Here is a 17508-nt window from a genome sequence, read left to right on the forward strand (position 1 = left end):
GCCGGCGCCTGAGGCCGTCGCCGCGCGTCAGGCGCGCCCGAACCGGGCGCCCCAGGAGTGGACCAGCTCGCGCAGTTCCGGCGGGTGCACCACCCGGAACTCGGCGCCGGCCGCGCCCAGCGCCATGGCGGGCCACTCCAGCGAGTCGGTGGTCATCCGCACCCGGCACCGCTCGGTCTCTCCGGTCTCCTCCACCGTGACCCAGCGGCCGATCCGCATCCGAACGGTCGCGGCCGGGGCTTCCACCAGCGCCTCCACGCGGTGCGGCCAGGCCGCGTGTTCCACGGAGTGCCGGACGTAGGCGGCGGCGTCCTCGGCCGGCAGTTCCCGCTGCCGGAAGCGGGCGCCGGTGGGCTCCGGCGCGGTGATCCGGTCGGCGCGGAAGCATCGCCAGTCGTGGCGCGTCAGGTCATAGGCGACCAGGTACCAGCGGCGGCCCAGACAGACCAGCCGGTGCGGTTCGGTGTGCCGGTCGGTCCGGGTGCCGTCGGCGGCGGTGTACCCGAAGCGGATCTCCTCGCTGTCCCGGCAGGCCGGCGCGAGCGCGACGAGCACGGCCGGGTCCACGCCCGACGCGGGACGGTCGTCCCAGCCGGCGGCGACGGTCATCGTGCGCAGCGCGTCCACCCGGCGCCGCAGCCGGGCGGGCAGCACCCGGGCCACCTTGGCGAGTGCCCGCACCGACGGCTCGCTCACGCCCTCGACCGCGCCCAGCGTCGCGCTCTGGAGCCCGATGACCAGGGCGACCGCCTCCTCGTCGTCGATCACCAGGGGCGGCAGCACGGCCCCGGCGTCGAGCTGGTAGCCCCCGTCCACCCCGGGGCGCGCCCGGACGGGATAGCCCAGCTCGCGCAGCCGGTCGATGTCGCGACGCAGGGTGCGGGGGGACACTTCCAGCCGGTCGGCCAGCTCGTTCCCCGGCCAGTAGCGGTGGCTCTGCAGCAGCGACAGCAGTCGCAGGGTCCTGGTGGTGGTGGCCATGCGGCCATTCTGGCCGTATCGCGGCCAGGAAGTGACCGCGATGGTTCCTAGCGTGGTGGTCGAAGGCCGGTCGGCGGACAGTGCGGACCGGGCAGACCGTACGCAGGAGGCGGACAGCATGACGGCCGAGACCGACGAGACCACCACGCGGGACGAGACGACCGGCGAGGCCGGTACCGGGGACGACGGGCGGGCGGACCTGCTGGAGGCGCTGCGCCAGCAGCGCCACTTCCTGCGCTTCACCACCCGCGACCTCACCGACGAGCAGGCGCGGAAGCGGACCACGGTCAGCGAACTGTGCCTGGGCGGCCTGATCAAGCACGTGGCCGGGACCGAGCGGGGCTGGACCGAGTTCGTGCTGACCGGACCCACCGCGCTCGGCGACTTCGACGCGATGACCGAGGAGGACTGGGCGCGCCGGGCCGACGAGTTCCGGCTGCTGCCCGGCGAGACGCTCGCCGGGGTGCTGGCCGACTACGCGGAGGTCGCCGCCCGCACCGACGAGGTCATCGCCACGCTGCCCGACCTGGGCGCGGCCCGGCCGCTGCCCTCGGCGCCGTGGTTCGAGCCCGGCGCCCGGTGGTCGGCACGCCGGGTGCTGACCCATCTCATCGCGGAGACCGCCCAGCACGCCGGTCACGCCGACATCATCCGGGAGGCGCTGGACGGCGCGAAGAGCATGGGCTGACACCCCGTTCCCGGCACCGATCACGCCGCCCGCCCGCGCCTCTCTCCCTCTGGAGCGGGCACGCGGGCGGGCCGGCGCGTTCAGCCGGCGGAGACCACCGGCAGCCGGACCGATACCCGCAGGCCGTGCGGCTCGTTGGCGTCCAGCCGCACCTCCCCCTCCACGTCCTCGACCACGTCGTGGATGATCGCCAGCCCGAGCCCCGTGCCGCGCACGTTCTGGTGGCGCTGGGCCCGCCAGAAGCGGCCCCGGGCCGCGTCGCGCTCCTCCGCCGACAGGCCGGTGCCGTCGTCGGCGACCGTGACGGTGCCCAGCCGGCGGGCGGTGTCGACCGCCACGGAGACGGTGACGGTCTCCGCGCCCGACAGCCGGGCGGCGTTGTCGACCAGTTCGTCGAGCACCGCCACCAGGCCGCCCGGCGGCTGCCGCAGCGCCAGGCCGGGCTCGGGATCGTCCACCCGCAGGGCCAGCCCGTGCTCGGAGGTGACCTGCTCCCAGCGCGGGCGGCCGACGGCGAAGACCTGCTGGAGGGTCCACGCCTCCCGGTCGCTGACCCGTTCCTGGCTGGCGACGGCGGTGGCCGCCAGCATCGCCTCGAACATCTGGCCCATCTGCACCGCGCCGTCCACGGCGTCGTCGACGGCCTCCCGGGCCTCCGGCTCGCGCGCCCACGGGCGCAGGTTCTCCACCGACAGCCGCAGGCTCGCCAGCGGGTTCCGCAGCTGGTGGGCGGCGTCGGCGACGAACATCCGCTGCCGTTCCAGCGAGCGCTGCACGGTGTCCACCGTGGAGTTGAAGGTGAGGGCCAGTCCGCGCAGCTCGGGCGGGCCGTGCGCCACCGCCGCGCGCGCCCCCATGTCACCACCGCGCACATCGGCCGCGATCCGCTCCAGGTCACGCACCGGCCGCAGAATCCAGCGGCTCAGCGGCCACAGACCGGCCATCAGCGCCCCGATGGGCAGCAGCAGCAGGACGGCGCCGACGCCCCACTGGCGCAGCGTGGCCTGGCGCAGGCCGTCGGTGGGCGCCTCGATCACCACCACGGCGGTCACCTGGGAGTCCCGGCCCACCGGCTCCACCACCCGCAGCGGCCCGGCCGTCCACGGCCACACCGTCCCCGCCTCGGCCGCTCTGCTGCCGGCGAAGGCACGCTGGACGTTGTCGGCGACCATCTCGCCGGACGGCAGGGGCACGCCGGGATCGTGCAGCAGGCTGCCGTCCAGCCCCAGCACCCAGACCGGCGAGTCGTAGAGCTCCTGGTAGGCGTCGAGTTCCGCGTGCAGCCGGGAGGAGTCGCCGAAGGAGATCGCGGCCTCCGCCAGCGTTGCGAACCGCACCGCGTCACCGCTGCGGTCGATGAAGACCTGCTGTGTCTGGCGCTCGCCGACCACCACGGCGTAGGAGATGCCCACGCCGACCACGAGCAGGACGAGCACGGGCAGCAGCGCGACCACGATGCGGCGGCGCACCGGCGGCTACCCGGCCGGCCCCGGCGCGGGCTCCAGCCGGTAGCCGACCCCCCGCACCGTGGTGATGTCCGCGGACTCGCCGAGCTTGGCCCGCAGCGAGGTCATATGGGTGTCCAGGGTGCGGCTGCTGCCCTCCCAGTTGGACTGCCAGACCTGGTCCAGGATGCGGTCCCGCTCGACCACGGCGCCGCTGTTGCGGGCCAGCAGCACCAGGATGTCGAACTCCTTGCGGGTCAGGTGCAGCAGCTCGCCGTGGCGGGCGACCTCGTGACGGTCCTGGTCGACGAGCAGCTCGCCGTGGCTGATGGTGCCCCGGGCCACGGGCACGGTGTGCGCCACCCGCAGCCGCCGGGTGACCGCCTCGATGCGGGCCAGCAGCTCGGCCACCCCGAACGGCTTGACCAGGTAGTCGTCGGCGCCGGCGCGCAGCCCGCGGACCCGGTGCGCCTGCTCGCTGCGGGCGGTCACCGCGATGACTCCGGTCGAGGGATGGTCGCGCAGCACCCTTATGACATCGACGCCGTCGCCGTCGTCCAGACCGAGGTCGACCAGGGCGATGGCGAACTCGGCCCCGGCGATCGCCCGGGTGGCCTCCTCGACACTCCTGGCCCGCTCCACGTCGAAGCCCTCGCCCCGCAGGGTCCGGCTCAGGGCACGCGCGACCCTGTCATCGTTCTCGACTATCAGCGCGCGCATGAGGCCACATTAGCGCCGCACCCGCCGGACGGCTCGTGACCGGCCCCCGGACCGCCCCCGCTCACGGCCCACAGATGGCCCAAGCCCATGCGAAAGCGCCCCCGCTCAGCAGAAAACCGCTGAGCGGGGGCGCTTTCTCGTGCCTGGTGTGATCAGTTCTTGGTGATCTGGTCGAAGCTCAGCTCGACCGGGGTCTCGCGGCCGAAGATCTCCACCAGGCCCTTGACCTTCTTGGAGTCGGCGTTGATCTCGTTGATCGTGGCCTGCAGCGTCGCGAACGGGCCGTCGGTGACGGTGACCGAGTCGCCGACCTCGAAGTCCAGCACCTGGACCTCGACGCGGCGTCCGCCGGGCGCCGGGGCGCCGGAGCCGGCGGCCTCGGCGGCGGCCTTCTGCTCGGCCTCGGGGGCGAGCATCTTGACGATCTCGTCCAGCGTCAGCGGGTACGGGTCGTAGGCGTTGCCGACGAAGCCGGTGACGCCCGGGGTGTTCCGGACGACGCCCCAGGACTCGTTGGTGAGGTCCATGCGGACCAGCACGTAGCTGGGCAGCTTGTTCTGCTTGACGGTGCGGCGGTCGCCGTTCTTGATCTGGACGACCTCTTCGGTCGGAACCTCGACCTGGAAGATGAAGTCCTCGACGTTCAGCGAGACGGCGCGCTGCTCCAGGTTGGTCTTCACCCGGTTCTCGTAGCCCGCGTAGGTGTGGATGACGTACCACTCGCCCGGCTGGAGGCGCAGCTCCTCGCGGAGCGCGGCGACCGGGTCCACGGCCTGCTCGACCTCGGCGGCCTCGGTCTCGATGTCGGCGACGGCGTCGGCGGCGGCGTCCGCGACCACCTCGTCGTCGGCGTCCTCGGCGTCGCCCGGCACCTCGGCGTCCTCGGCCAGCTCCCGGGCGGACTCGTCCTCGGCGGTCTCGGCGACGGCGCCGCCCTCGACGAGAGCGTCTTCCTCTGCGAGAGCGGCTTCCTCGGCGGCGGTACCGGCCGCCGCGTCTTCGGCCTCTGCCGGGTCGACGGTGTCCGCCGCCTCGATGATGTCGCGCGCGGTGTCGTCGTCCTGCGCGGGCGCGACAGCGTCGTTCGGGTTCGGGTCAGACACGTTGGATGCTTCTTCCTGGCTTCACGTCGGTACGGGCTGTCCGGCGGTGGCGGAGACGACGGCCCACCCGCCGGAGAATGGGTCAGCCGAAGACGTAGTCGATGACTCGGGTGAAACCCCAGTCAAGCACAGACAGGATGGCGATCATCACCAGAACGAACGCGATCACCGCCGCGGTGTAGGTGGTCAGCTGGTTCCGCGTCGGCCAGACGACCTTGCGGAGCTCGGCGATGACCTGACGGTAGAAGAGTGCGAGCCGTCCCAGCGGGCCGCGCTTGCCGCGCTTCCCACGACGGCCGGTGCCTTCGCCCCGGGGCTCCGGCGCCTCGACGGAGTCCGTGATGCCAGCCACTCGTCCTCACCCGATCCCGGTCATGGTCATAGCCGCCCGGCCCAGCCGGGCGGCTTTCAAACGTGTAGCAGGGCCGGAGGGACTTGAACCCCCAACCGCTGGTTTTGGAGACCAGTGCTCTACCAATTGAGCTACGACCCTTTGTTGCCGCGCCCAACCTACCCCATCCGCACAACGTCGTCCGACGCCGTCCGGGGAGGAGCGGGATGCGACCAACGAGGCACGAGTGTACGCGGTGATACCGCCCGGCGTCGAACAGGTACCGCCAACTCCCGCCCGGCCGGGCGTCCGCCGTGGTGACGGGCGGTGCGGAGACGGACGCGGGGCGGCACCGGGCCACCCGGTACGTGGCCGTGCCGGGGAGCCGGCGAGCGCGCGGGCCGGCCCTCGGTTCACCCGCACGTGGCACGCGGCCGGCAGCCCCGGTGGCGCGTGCGCCGCGGCGGGCCGGTCCGGACGGCCCCGTCCGCACTGCGGTCACCGCTGTGCGCCGCGAGGGCGTGGTCTGCGACGATGCCGGTATGAGCTCCGAGACTCCCACCGCACCGTCAGCCGCATCGCCCGCGCAGCGCCGTGTCTCGGCACGCGTCGGCGCGATCTCCGAGTCCGCCACCCTCGCCGTGGACGCCAAGGCCAAGGCCCTCAAGGCCACCGGCCGCCCGGTGATCGGATTCGGCGCCGGTGAACCGGACTTCCCGACCCCGGACTACATCGTGGACGCCGCCGTGCAGGCCGCACGCGACCCGCGCTACCACCGCTACACGCCCGCCGGCGGGCTCCCCGACCTGAAGGCCGCCATCGCCGCGAAGACGCTGCGCGACTCCGGCTGGCAGGTCGAGCCCTCGCAGGTGCTGGTGACCAACGGCGGCAAGCAGGCGATCTACGAGGCGTTCGCCACGATCCTGGACCCGGGCGACGAGGTCATCGTCCCCGCCCCGTACTGGACGACCTACCCGGAGTCGATCCGGCTGGCCGGCGGCGTCCCGGTGGACGTGGTCGCGGACGAGACCACCGGTTACCGGGTCAGCGTCGAGCAGCTGGAGGCGGCGCGCACCGAGCGCACCAAGGTGCTGCTCTTCGTCTCGCCGTCCAACCCGACGGGCGCGGTCTACTCCCGCGAGCAGGTGCGCGAGGTCGGCCGCTGGGCCGCCGAGCACGGCCTGTGGGTGCTGACCGACGAGATCTACGAACACCTGGTCTACGGTGACGCCCAGTTCAGCTCGCTGCCGGTGGAGGTCCCGGAGCTGGCCGACCGCTGCATCGTGGTGAACGGTGTCGCCAAGACCTACGCGATGACGGGCTGGCGGGTGGGCTGGCTGATCGGCCCGAAGGACGTGGTGAAGGCCGCCACCAACCTCCAGTCGCACGCCACCTCCAACGTCAGCAACGTGGCGCAGGTCGCGGCGCTGGCCGCCGTCTCCGGTGACCTGGACGCGGTCGCCGAGATGCGTAAGGCGTTCGACCGGCGCCGTCAGACGATCGTGCGGATGCTGAACGAGATCGACGGGGTGGAGTGCCCGGTTCCCGAGGGCGCGTTCTACGCCTACCCCTCGGTGAAGGCGCTGCTCGGCAAGGAGATCCGGGGCCGCCGTCCGGCGACCAGCGTGGAGTTGGCCGAGGTGATCCTGGACGAGGTCGAGGTCGCGGTCGTTCCCGGCGAGGCGTTCGGCACCCCTGGCTACCTGCGGCTTTCCTACGCGCTGGGCGACGAGGACCTGGTCGAGGGTGTCTCCCGCGTGCAGAAGCTGCTGGCGGAGGCGCGGGACTGACCCGGCGCACGTCACAGGACGGGCCGCTCTCCCCGCGCGGGGAGGGCGGCCCGTCCCGCGTTCCGGCGGGCGTTCGAAGGCCGCGCGGCCTCCGGGCTGTCCCGTGGGCACCGGATTACCGCCACCGCACCGGTATGCGGCAAGATCTGATGATGGCGAGTGTTCGTGATGTCCGGCTGCTGCCGAAGGCCCATCTGCATCTGCACTTCACCGGCTCCATGCGGTCCAGCACCCTGCTGGAGCTGGCGGACAAGTACGGCGTCCACCTTCCGGACGCCCTCAAGGGCGGCGAGCCGCCCAGTCTCCGTGCGACCGACGAGCGCGGCTGGTTCCGTTTCCAGCGGCTCTACGACATGGCCCGCTCCTGTCTCCGGGAACCGGAGGACATCCAGCGCCTGGTGCGCGAGACGGCGCAGGAGGATGTCGCCGACGGGTCCCGGTGGCTGGAGATCCAGGTCGATCCGACCTCGTACGCGCCCAGACTGGGCGGGCTGATCCCGGCGCTGGAGGTCATCCTCGACGCGGTGGACCGCGCGAGTTCGGAGACCGGGCTGTCGATCCGGGTGCTGGTCGCGGCCAACCGCATGAAGCACCCGCTGGACGCCCGCACCCTGGCCCGGCTCGCGGTCCGCTTCGCCGACCGCGGCGTGATCGGCTTCGGGCTCTCCAACGACGAACGGCGCGGCTTCGCGCGGGACTTCGACCGCGCGTTCGCTATCGCGCGCGAGGGCGGACTGCTGGCGACCCCGCACGGCGGCGAGCTGTCCGGCCCCTCCAGCGTCCGGGACTGCCTGGACGACCTGCGGGCGGACCGGATCGGTCACGGGGTCCGGGCCGCCGAGGACCCGCGACTGCTGGCGCGGCTGGCGGAGTCGGGGGTGACGTGCGAGGTCTGCCCGGCGTCCAACGTGGCGCTGGGTGTCTACGAGAAGCACGAGGACGTGCCGCTGCGGGTGCTGTGGGACGCGGGAGTGCCGATGGCGCTGGGCGCCGACGACCCCCTGCTCTTCGGTTCGCGGCTGGCCGCGCAGTACGAGATCGCCCGGCAGCACCACGCCTTCACCGACGAGGAGCTGGCGGAGCTGGCACGGCAGTCACTGCGCGCGGGCCGGATGCCCGCCGACGAGCTGGCGGCGGCGCTGGCGGGGATCGACGACTGGCTGGCCGACGATCCGGCGCGGGGCGCTCCGGCACCGGCGTGAGGGGCGGAGCCGGCCGGCCGACGAGCTGAGCGGCCGGCCAGGTGATCAGCCGGCCGCCCGGCCGCTCAGAGCGAGCAGCCGACGGTCACCGGCTCGTTGACCAGCGTGATGCCGAAGGCGTCGTGCACGCCGTCGCGGACCTCACGGGCCAGCTCCAGCAGATCGGCGGTGCGGGCGTGGCCGCGGTTGGTCAGCGCCAGGGTGTGCTTGCCGGAGATGCGGGCCGGGCCCTTGCCGTACCCCTTGGTGAAGCCGGCCTTGTCGATGAGCCAGGCGGCGGAGGTCTTGGTGTGGCCCTCCCCCGCCGGGAAGGCGGGCGGCGGCGGGGCGTCAGCGCCCAGGCGTTCGGCGGCCCGGGCCACGAACGCCGCGTGGGCGGCGTCGTCCAGGATCGGGTTGGTGAAGAAGGAGCCGGCCGACCAGGTGTCGTGGTCCTCCGGGTCCAGCACCATGCCCTTGCCGCTGCGGAGTTTGAGCACGGTCTCGCGGGCGTCGCCGAGGGGGACCCGCTCGCCCGTCTCGACGCCCATGGCACGCGCGGTCTCGGCGTAGCGCAGCGGTGCGGAGAGCCCGCCGGCGTCCTCCAGCGCGAACCGGACCCGCAGCACCACGTGCCGGTCTGGCTCGGCCTTGAAGCGGCTGTGGCGGTAGGCGAACCCGCAGTCGGCAGCGGGGATCACCACGGTGCGGCGCTCCACCCGGTCGTAGACGAGGACCTCCGTCACGACGGAGGAGACCTCCTGGCCGTACGCGCCGACGTTCTGGATCGGGGTCGCGCCCGCGGAGCCGGGGATGCCCGCCAGGCACTCGATGCCGGCGAGTCCGGCGTCGACGGTGCGGGCGACGGCGTCGGACCAGTTCTCGCCCGCGGCGAGCTCCAGGCGGGTGCCGTCGAGGTCGAACCCTGTGGTGGCGACGAGCAGGGCGGTACCGGCGAAGCCCTCGTCGCCGATGACCAGGTTGCTGCCACCTCCGATGAGCAGCAGCGGTTCACCGGCGTCGTCCGCGTCGCGGACGGCGGTGATCACCTCGTCCTCCGTGGTGGCGGTCAGCAGCCTGCGGGCCGGACCGCCGAGACGGAAGGTGGTGAGCGGGGCGAGGGTGGCGTCACGTCGTTCCTGCACGGACCACACCCTACGGCGCCCGCCCGCGGCGGGTGGCCGCGCCCGGCCCGGGTCGCCCACCTGCGACGGCCGGGCGAGCCGGTCAGACGAGGCGGTCAGAGCCGGTCAGAGCCGGTCAGGCGAGGCGGACCACGACGCGGGCCATGCCGAGCACCTTCTGCCCGGCCGACTTGACCATGAGGTCCACGCGGACCGTGCGCGCCTCGTCGTCCAGCTTGACGGCGACCTTGCCCGACACCTCGATCACCGCGCCCACACCGTCGTCCGGCACCACGACCGGCTTGGTGAAACGCACCCCGTAGTCCACCACCGCGCCCGGGTCACCGACCCAGTCGGTGACGACACGCACCGCCTCGGCCATGGTGAACATGCCGTGCGCTATCACGTCCGGCAGCCCCACCTCGCGGGCGAACCGCTCGTTCCAGTGGATCGGGTTGAAGTCGCCGGAGGCGCCCGCGTACCTGACCAGGGCGGCCCGGTCGACCGGGAACTCACGGGCCGGCAGTTCGGTGCCGGGCTCGACGTCGGCGTAGCTGACGCTCGCGGTCATCGCGCTCATGCCTCCTCGGCGGCCCGGGCCACCAGCTTGGTGTACGCGGTCACCACGTGCTCGCCGTCGGCGTCACGCACCTCACCGCGTATGTCGAGGATGTCGTTGCCCGCCATCGAGCGGATCGCCTCGATGGTCGAGGTGACCGACAGCCGGTCACCGGCCCGGACCGGGCGGGTGTAGGCGAACCGCTGGTCGCCGTGGACGACCCGGCTGTAGTCCAGGCCCAGCTCGGGGTCGTCTATCACGTCGCCGGTCGCGGCGAAGCTGATGGCGAAGACGAAAGTGGGCGGGGCGATCACGTCGGCGTGGCCGAGCGCGCGGGCCGCCTCCACGTCGGTGTACGCGGGGTTCTCGTCGCCGATGGCCTCCGCGAACTCGCGGATCTTCTCGCGTCCGACCTCGTAGGGCCGGCTCGGCGGGTAGCTGCGTCCGACATAGGACTGGTCGAGCGCCATGGGCGCGAACACCTCCGGGAACGAACGCGAGGCCGCTCCGGGAACGGAGCGGCCTCAGCGGTCAACAACGACCGAACGGCACGATGAGAGCCATCGGGCTGCCGGTGAAGCGGAATGACATACCCGCCTGAGCTGGTACATCCCCGGCGGCACACGCGGCGACGCGAGGGACGCCGGATTCAGCCGGGAAAGCGGGACCGGACCGAAGTCAGCGGGTCTCGCGGTGCGCGGTGTGCGAGTTGCAGCGCGGGCAGTGCTTCTTCATCTCGAGCCGGTCGGGGTTGTTCCGCCGGTTCTTGCGAGTGATGTAGTTCCGCTCCTTGCACTCCACGCAGGCCAGCGTGATCTTCGGGCGGACGTCGGTGGCAGCCACGTGAAGTGCTCCTTGACGGATGGATGGTCGAACACAGAGAGAGTAGCCGATCGGGGCAGTAAACCCACCATCGGCTACCGATGAGTAGCGGCGACCGGACTTGAACCGGTGACACAACGATTATGAGCCGTTTGCTCTACCGACTGAGCTACGCCGCCAGGATGCGGGAGAACCCGCATCGCAGAGCCCCAAAACGGAATCGAACCGTTGACCTTCTCCTTACCATGGAGACGCTCTGCCGACTGAGCTATTGGGGCGAGCGAGGAAGAGATTACACGCTCCCCGGCCGATGACGAAATCCATAAACCGGCGGCCGTCCCGCACCGTCCCGGACCGGCCTCACGGACCGTGTCAGCGGCGGACGACGGGCGGCCGGCGACCGCCCCCGAACAGGGCGGACGGGCGGCGGGGACCCGTCACCACCCGCCGTCGGCCAACCGCTGCCTCCCGGTACGACTATTTCGCCGTGTCCTTCTCCTGCCCCCGCCCGGCGGCCCCGGGCCGTACCCTCGCACCAACCGCCCGACGGCGTTCCCGGCGGCTCGTCGCGCCCCGCGCTCCGACACCACCCGGCCGCCGTGCCCGCCCGTCGGCCCCGGCCCCGGACGCGCCGCACCGACCGGCAAGCCGCCGGGGAACCGACCGCCGGCCAGCGACCAGCAGGAGACCGATGCCCGCCGATGCCGACGCCGAGGGCGCCGCCGTTCTCATCCTCAGCGGACCCCGGCTCGCCGACGGCCGCACCGTCGACGTCCGGATCAGCACCGGCCTGGTCGAGGCCGTCGGGACCCCGGGCAGCCTCACGCCGTCCCCCGGTGCCGGCACCACCCGCGTCGACCTCTCCGGCTATCTGCTGCTCCCGGCGCCGGCAGAGCCGCACGCGCACCACGACACCGCGCTCACCGCCGACGACGACGGCCCGCCCTCGACCGACCCCTCCGCCCTGCGGCGGCGGATGACGGAGGCCGCGCTGCTCCAGCTCGGCCACGGCGCCACCGCGCAGCGCACCCACATTCGGATCGGGGACGTGACCGCCCTCTCCTCGCTCGAAGCGGCGCTCGACGCCCGGCGCGGGCTGCGCGGACTCACCGACCTCCAGGTCGTGGCGGTCCCCCGCCGGCTGACCGGCCGGGCCGGCGCGGACGACCGCGCGCTGCTGCACGACGCCGCGAAGATGGGCGTCACGGCGCTCGGCGGCAACCCGGACCTCGACCCCGATCCGGCCGGGTATCTCGATGTGCTGGTCGAGACCGCCGCCGAACACGGCTGCGGCCTCGACCTGCACACCGGCGGCGACGACCCGGCCGGCCTCGCCCGGCTGGCCGCCGCGGCGGGCGGACTGCGCGGCGAGGTCGCCGTCGGGCCCTGCGCGGGCCTGTCCCGGCTTCCGGCGGAGGCCGCGGGCCGGGCGGCGGAACAGCTGGCCGGGGCGGGCGTGACCGTGGTCTGCCTGCCGCAGGGGCCCTGCGGGCTGCTGGAGGAACCGCGCCCCGCCGCCGGAACCACGCCGGTGCGGCTGCTGCGCTCCGCCGGTGTGCGGGTCGCGGCGGGCAGCGGCGCACTGCGCGACCACGCCAACGCGGTGGGCCGCGGCGATCCGCTGGAGGCCGCCTACCTGCTCGCCTCACACGGCGAGGCGGGCCCGGTGGACGCCTACGCCGCCGTCAGCACCCGGTCCCGGGAGGCGCTGGGGCTGCCGCCGGTGCGGATCGAGTCCGGCCATCCGGCGGAACTGCTCGCGGTGCGCGGCGACTCCCTGAGCGGCGCGCTCGCCCTGGCGTACAGCCGGATCGTGATCCACCGGGGCCGGGTCGTCGCCCGCACCAGCGCGGTGCGGGAGTACTGCGGCACGGCGGCCCCGGCCGCTCCGGGCCTGCCGCGCCAGGCCACCGGCTGACGCCCGGCGCGGCCCGCCGCTTCGCCCGTGCCCGGCGGCGGGAACGGCGGAACTCCCCTCCGGCGGGCGGCCGTACGGCGGTACCCGGCCCGGCGTCCCGCGTTCGCCGCGCGTCGCGGGTACGGTCGGGATCATGCGTACCGTAATCGCCGGAGGACACGGTCAGATCGCCCGCCGACTCGAACGGCTGCTGGTCGGACGGGGTGACCAGGTGTCCGGACTGATCCGACAGCCGTCCCAGGCAGGGGCCCTGCTGGCGCTGGGCGCCGAACCGGCCCTGTGCGACCTGGAGTCCGCCTCGGTGGCCGATGTCGCCCGCCATCTGGAGGGCGCCGACGCGGCGGTCTTCGCCGCGGGAGCGGGCCCCGGCAGCGGCGAGGGCCGCAAGGACAGCATGGACCGCGGGGGCGCGGTGCTCTTCGCCGACGCCGCCGAACGGGCCGGGGTGCGGCGGCTGATCGTCGTCTCGGCCATGGGCACCGACGCGGAGCCGCCGGAGGGGACCGACCCCGTGTTCGCCTCCTACCTGCGGGCGAAGGCCGCCGCCGACGCCGACATCCGCGCCCGCTCCGGGCTCGACGCGACCATCCTGCGCCCGGGGCTCCTCACCGACGAACCCGGAACGGGTCAGGTCACGCTGGCGCCGGCCACCGGCCGCTCCGAGATCACCCGGGACGACGTCGCGGCGGTGCTGGCGGGCCTCCTCGACGAGCCGCGGACGGCGGGGCTCACGCTGGAACTGATCAACGGGACCACTCCGGTCGCCGAGGCCGTCGCGGCGGCGGCCGAAGCCCCGCGCGGCTGACCGCGGCGGCGAACAGCGGAACGGCGAACGCCCGGGGAACGGCAAGGGCCGTCCCCGGGCGTTCGCGCGCCCGGGGACGGCCGTGTCCGCCGGTCCACCCGCCGGCTGCCGCGTGGCGGCGAGCCGGCGGGTGCCGGACCACGGTGCCGCGCCGCGCCGGGTTCGGCGACGGACGGTTGTGCCGCCGGCCGGTTCGCTCACGCGGTCCCGTGGACGGGGTCACCGTCCACGAGGTGGTGCTGCCCGTGGTTCAGGGTTCCTGCTGGGTGGTGCTGTCGGCTTCCGTCAGCCGGTCGGCCGACCGGATCGTCGGATGCCGTCAGGACGTCGGGCCGTGAGGGCGTCGGGCCGTCAGGCCGCCTGCCCCTGACCCGCCGCGGCGCCGTCGAGCTTGACCGGCAGCTTCTGGTGGCCGTTGGAGATCAGCGACGGCAGCGGGGTGAGCTGGTCGGCGTCGACGGCCAGTGCCAGGTCCGGGTGACGGGTGAACAGCGTCTCCAGAGCTATCCGGCCCTCGAGCCGCGCCAGCGGCGCGCCGACGCAGTAGTGCACCCCGTAGCCGAACGCCAGGTGTTCGCGGGCGGCGGTACGGCCGACGTCGAACTCGTCGGCGGTCTCGCCGTGCACACCCGGATCCCGCCCGGCGGCCGCGTAGTTGATGACGATGGCGTCGCCCCGGGCGAACGTCACCCCGGTCTCCTCGTCCGTGAGATCCCGGACGGCGAAACGCAGGATGATGCTGGCGATCGGTGCCTGGTGCCGCAGCGTCTCCTCGACCACGGCCTCCCAGGGCACCTCGCCGGAGGTGGCCCGCTCCCGCTGCTCGGGGTGGAGCAGCAGGTTGGCGATGGCGTGGTCGATGAGGTTGACGGTGGTCTCGTGACCCGCGCCGATGAGCAGGAGGAGGCTGTCACGCAGCTCCTGGTCGTCGAGGTCGCCCTCGGCGTGGGCGGCGATCACCGCGGAGGTGACGTCGTCGGCCGGGGTCTGCGACTTGATCTCGATGAGCTCGTTGAGCAGGCGGTAGGTCTCGACGCCTCCGGCCGCGGCCTCCTCGGGCGAGAGGTCCGTGGCGAAGAGGGTGCCGATGGCGTCCCGGAAGTCGTCGTGCAGTTCCTCCGGCACCCCGAGCAGGGCGTTGACCACCAGGAGCGGCAGCCGCCAGGCGAACTGGTCGCGCAGGTCGACGGCTCCGGTCTCGGCGTCGGCCTCCAGCTCGTCGAGGAGCTTGTCGGTGATCTCCTGGATCTGCGGCTCCAGCGCGCGGACACGGCGCGCGGTGAACGCGGAGGCCAGCGGACGGCGGAGCCGGGTGTGTTCGCTGCCGAACGCGGCGAGGGCGTTGCGGACGTCCACCCAGATGCGCAGCGGCCAGTCCTCGGGGACCCGGCCCTCCTGGTACGCCGGCCAGTGCTGGTGGGCGTCCTTGGAGACCTCCTTGTGCGCGAGGAGGCGCCGGATGAGGCCGGGGTCGGTGACCGACCACGCGGGTATCTCACCGGGCAGGTGGACCCGCACGGCCGGGCCGAGTTCGCGCAGTGCCGCGGCCTCGCCGTGGATGTCGGAACCGGAACCGTCGAGTTGGTACGGAGTACTTCCCTGGGACGCCTGCGTGCTCATCTGAATCACCTTTCGGATGCGGCGAGCGGGGAGGATGGCTGGTACCGGACGAGGAGCTCGGTGAGCCCCGAGTGGTAGGTGCCGGGCCGCCGGATGAGGTCACCGGCGAAGGTGAGCGGCTGGAGCCGGTCCAGGACGCGCTCGATCGCCGTCTCGGAGATGATCCGCGCCAGGTCCGGTGAGGGACAGGCGTGGACGCCCGCGGAGAACGCGAGGTGCCCGCGGTTTCCGGCGCGCGAGCCGGCGTGGAGGCCGAGCGCTGGATCCGAGTTGGCGGCGGCGAAGGACACCAGTACGGGATACCCCGGATGAATGGTGATGCCCTCGTACGTCTGGTACCCGAGGGCGTACAGCGGGCTGTAGTTGGAGACCGGCGGGTCGTTCCACAGCACCTCGTCGAGGGCGTCGGAGACGGGCTGGACGCCGTCGTGGACGTTGCCCGCGAACCGGGCGTCGGTGATCATGCGCAGCACACCGTTCATGATCAGGTTGCTGCTCGGCGTGGTCGCCGCGCCGATCACCAGGAGTATGGTCTGCACCATCTCCTCGTCGTCCAGGCCGGCCTCGTGGGCCAGCAGCCAGGAGGTGACGTCGGGTCCGGGGTCCCGGCGCTTGAGGTCGGTCAGCGCCATGCACGACGCGGCGATCTCCGCGTTGGCCTGGGCGCCGTCGGCGTCGGTGTCGAAGAGCATGCCGATCGCCACCACCAGTCGGTGGCCCAGCTCCTCCGGGCAGCCGAACAGGTCGATCAGCGTGAGCATCGGCAGCGGGTCGGCGTACCGCGAGACGAGGTCGATCTCCCCGTCGGCGGCGAAGGAGTCGATCAGCTGGTCCGCGATGCGGGTGACCGTGGCGGCCAGCGCGTGGGTGTCGACCTTGTCCAGGCTGCCGGTGATGGCACGGCGGTGCCGCGCGTGCGCGGGGCCGTCCATCCACAGCGCGTTGTCGCGCGGGCCCATCATCAGGGCGGCCGGGCTGTCGGGCGGGACATGGCCGTCCCGCAGCGCCTGCCAGTGACGCGGGTTCTTGGCGAACCGGTTCGGCGTGTTGCGCAGGAGGTAGAGCGCCGACCGGTAGGTGGTGGTCAGGTAGCCGTAGACGCCCGGTGCGATCTCCACCGGTGCGATCGGGCCCTGGGCGCGCAGCCGCTCGTAGGTGGCGCGGGGGTTGGCGCTGAACTCCGGGCCGTGGATGGGCAGCGGAAGCTCCGGCGGCGGCTGCTCGATCGGCTGCTGCGGCTGCTGCTGGGAGGTCGCGCCGTGCCCGCCCACCGCCGCCCGGTACTCGGGCGACTGGTGGGCCGGGCACTGCCCGCCGGAAGGGTCAGACGTGGTCATGCGGCGTTCTCCGGCGTCAGGGTGAGCACGTGTCGGGTGAGAGTGATCAGCGCGTCGGTCGAGCTGCGGAGCTCACGCGCGTCACAGATGACCAGCGGAGTCTCCGGTTCGAGGTCCATGACCTCGCGCAGCCGCTCGACGGTGTGCTCGGGTGCCTGGTCGAACCGGTTGATCGCGATCGCGTAGGGCAGGTCGAGGTCCTCGATCAGCTCCAGGATCGGATAGGTGTCCTCCAGCCGCCGGGTGTCGACGAGGACGAGGGCACCCAGCGCGCCGAAGGCGAGATCACGGAGGACGGGGAAGAAGCGCGGCTGCCCGGGGGCACCGAAGAGGTAGAGCACCAGATCGTCGGTGAGGGACAGCCGGCCGAAGTCCATGGCGACGGTGGTCGACGTCTTCTCCGGCAGGCTGGTGTGGTCCGTACCGACACTCGCGGTGGTCATCACCTCCTCCGTGCTCAGCGGGGCGATCTGGGACAGCGAGTGGACGAAAGTGGTCTTGCCTGCGCCGAAGTGACCGGCTATCAGGATCTTCACCGTCCGCTCGTCACCGCGCAGCGCCGGCGCGGTGCGATGGTCAGAGGCGCTGGAGTCCAGCAAGGACTTCCTCCAGTAGCTTGCGGTCGAGACGGTCCGACTTGGTGATGGGCCGCTGGGTGGTGATGTGCCCGGCGCTCATGAGATCGGCGAGCAGCACCCTCAGCACGGCCAGCGGGAGATGGAGCCGGGCGCCCAGTTCGGCGACCGACTGGGCGCTCGGCGCAAGGAGGTCCAGCACCTTGCGCTGTTCCGGCGAGAGCCCGCCGCGGCCCGGTCCCGGGGCCGAGCAGGTGATCAGGGTGATGGCGTCGAAGTGGTTGCGGCTCGGGGTCGACCGGCCGCCGGTGACGACGTAACTCCGCACCAGCCCGTCACGCGGGCGTTCGCCGCTCATGCGCCGCCAACCGGGGCCTGACGCGGCGCCAGCCCGAGTTCCTGGCCGACCCTGTCGATGGTCTTGCCCATGCGGAAGGACATCGCCTCGATGTCGACGTCACGCCCGGCGGAGACCACCAGGAAGGTGCCCTCGCCCGCGGCCACGATGA

The 17508-nt window shown here is 73.0% G+C and carries 18 protein-coding genes and 3 tRNA genes; 5 read left to right on the top strand and 16 right to left on the bottom strand.

All coding sequences use genetic code 11. The features are described 5' to 3' along the window. Window positions 1-27 precede the first annotated feature (27 nt). A complete protein-coding gene (locus tag E0D90_RS02675; protein ID WP_103501378.1) occupies window positions 28-981 on the bottom strand; it encodes a helix-turn-helix transcriptional regulator in 954 nt (317 codons plus the stop codon). Window positions 982-1099: 118 nt separating this feature from the next. On the opposite strand from E0D90_RS02675, the gene E0D90_RS02680 reads away from it, so the two are divergent. Then, on the top strand, window positions 1100-1669 hold the full coding sequence (locus E0D90_RS02680; RefSeq protein WP_130796455.1) for a DinB family protein: 570 nt from the start codon (window positions 1100-1102) through the stop codon (window positions 1667-1669). A gap of 80 nt (window positions 1670-1749) precedes the next feature. On the opposite strand, the gene E0D90_RS02685 is transcribed toward E0D90_RS02680, so the two are convergent. The 5 genes from E0D90_RS02685 to E0D90_RS02705 form a co-directional block, all read right to left on the bottom strand. After that, complete coding sequence (locus E0D90_RS02685) at window positions 1750-3138, bottom strand: HAMP domain-containing sensor histidine kinase (protein ID WP_130796456.1); 1389 nt, start codon at window positions 3136-3138, stop codon at window positions 1750-1752. Between the two features lie 6 nt (window positions 3139-3144). Continuing rightward, the gene (locus E0D90_RS02690; RefSeq protein ID WP_103528729.1) at window positions 3145-3834 is read right to left on the bottom strand and encodes a response regulator transcription factor; all 690 of its coding nucleotides are present in this window, start codon (window positions 3832-3834) and stop codon (window positions 3145-3147) included. A 152-nt stretch (window positions 3835-3986) separates the two neighbouring features. Beyond that, window positions 3987-4937, bottom strand: a complete 951-nt coding sequence (gene nusG, locus E0D90_RS02695; RefSeq protein ID WP_103501375.1) for a transcription termination/antitermination protein NusG — start codon at window positions 4935-4937, stop codon at window positions 3987-3989. 82 nt (window positions 4938-5019) lie between these two features. Continuing rightward, on the bottom strand, window positions 5020-5289 hold the full coding sequence (gene secE, locus E0D90_RS02700; RefSeq protein ID WP_103501374.1) for a preprotein translocase subunit SecE: 270 nt from the start codon (window positions 5287-5289) through the stop codon (window positions 5020-5022). Between the two features lie 68 nt (window positions 5290-5357). Beyond that, window positions 5358-5430, bottom strand: a tRNA-Trp gene (locus tag E0D90_RS02705). Between the two features lie 380 nt (window positions 5431-5810). On the opposite strand from E0D90_RS02705, the gene E0D90_RS02710 reads away from it, so the two are divergent. Further along, window positions 5811-7058, top strand: coding sequence for a pyridoxal phosphate-dependent aminotransferase (locus E0D90_RS02710; RefSeq protein WP_103501386.1), 1248 nt, complete (start codon window positions 5811-5813; stop codon window positions 7056-7058). A 134-nt stretch (window positions 7059-7192) separates the two neighbouring features. Further along, complete coding sequence (locus E0D90_RS02715; protein ID WP_103501373.1) at window positions 7193-8260, top strand: adenosine deaminase; 1068 nt, start codon at window positions 7193-7195, stop codon at window positions 8258-8260. Between the two features lie 65 nt (window positions 8261-8325). On the opposite strand, the gene E0D90_RS02720 is transcribed toward E0D90_RS02715, so the two are convergent. The 6 genes from E0D90_RS02720 to E0D90_RS02745 all read right to left on the bottom strand — a co-directional run bounded on the left by E0D90_RS02720 (window position 8326) and on the right by E0D90_RS02745 (window position 11022). Next, window positions 8326-9384: a UDP-N-acetylmuramate dehydrogenase gene (locus E0D90_RS02720; RefSeq protein WP_130796457.1), complete on the bottom strand. Its 1059-nt coding sequence runs from the start codon at window positions 9382-9384 to the stop codon at window positions 8326-8328. 115 nt (window positions 9385-9499) lie between these two features. Next, a complete protein-coding gene (locus E0D90_RS02725; protein ID WP_103501371.1) occupies window positions 9500-9934 on the bottom strand; it encodes a MaoC family dehydratase in 435 nt (144 codons plus the stop codon). A gap of 5 nt (window positions 9935-9939) precedes the next feature. After that, entirely contained in the window at window positions 9940-10392 is a 453-nt protein-coding gene (locus tag E0D90_RS02730; protein WP_103528727.1) for a MaoC family dehydratase N-terminal domain-containing protein, read from the bottom strand. Window positions 10393-10600: 208 nt separating this feature from the next. Beyond that, entirely contained in the window at window positions 10601-10765 is a 165-nt protein-coding gene (gene rpmG / locus E0D90_RS02735; protein WP_103501369.1) for a 50S ribosomal protein L33, read from the bottom strand. Between the two features lie 85 nt (window positions 10766-10850). Further along, window positions 10851-10923 (bottom strand) — tRNA-Met (locus E0D90_RS02740). A 26-nt stretch (window positions 10924-10949) separates the two neighbouring features. Then, a tRNA-Thr gene (locus E0D90_RS02745) sits at window positions 10950-11022 on the bottom strand. A 413-nt stretch (window positions 11023-11435) separates the two neighbouring features. Here E0D90_RS02745 and E0D90_RS02750 point away from each other — a divergent pair. Then, a complete protein-coding gene (locus tag E0D90_RS02750) occupies window positions 11436-12662 on the top strand; it encodes an amidohydrolase family protein (RefSeq protein ID WP_130796458.1) in 1227 nt (408 codons plus the stop codon). A gap of 133 nt (window positions 12663-12795) precedes the next feature. After that, entirely contained in the window at window positions 12796-13467 is a 672-nt protein-coding gene (locus tag E0D90_RS02755) for an NAD(P)H-binding protein (protein ID WP_103500586.1), read from the top strand. A 351-nt stretch (window positions 13468-13818) separates the two neighbouring features. Here the strand turns inward: E0D90_RS02755 and E0D90_RS02760 are convergent, their stop codons facing one another. The 4 genes from E0D90_RS02760 to E0D90_RS02775 are packed head-to-tail and all read right to left on the bottom strand — an operon-like array spanning window position 13819 to window position 17357. After that, window positions 13819-15087, bottom strand: a complete 1269-nt coding sequence (locus E0D90_RS02760) for a cytochrome P450 family protein (RefSeq protein ID WP_103528225.1) — start codon at window positions 15085-15087, stop codon at window positions 13819-13821. Between the two features lie 5 nt (window positions 15088-15092). Further along, on the bottom strand, window positions 15093-16424 hold the full coding sequence (locus tag E0D90_RS02765) for a cytochrome P450 family protein (RefSeq protein WP_227869943.1): 1332 nt from the start codon (window positions 16422-16424) through the stop codon (window positions 15093-15095). Further along, on the bottom strand, window positions 16421-17020 hold the full coding sequence (locus E0D90_RS02770) for a GTP-binding protein (protein ID WP_227869946.1): 600 nt from the start codon (window positions 17018-17020) through the stop codon (window positions 16421-16423). Before E0D90_RS02770 ends, E0D90_RS02765 begins: the two co-directional genes overlap by 4 nt. Then, entirely contained in the window at window positions 17001-17357 is a 357-nt protein-coding gene (locus tag E0D90_RS02775; RefSeq protein ID WP_227869944.1) for a DUF742 domain-containing protein, read from the bottom strand. The genes E0D90_RS02770 and E0D90_RS02775 overlap by 20 nt, the downstream gene beginning before the upstream one ends. Between the last annotated feature and the right edge of the window lie 151 nt (window positions 17358-17508).

Origin of the sequence: Streptomyces otsuchiensis (genome assembly GCF_004305975.1) — a bacterium.
Lineage (GTDB): Bacteria > Actinomycetota > Actinomycetes > Streptomycetales > Streptomycetaceae > Streptomyces > Streptomyces otsuchiensis.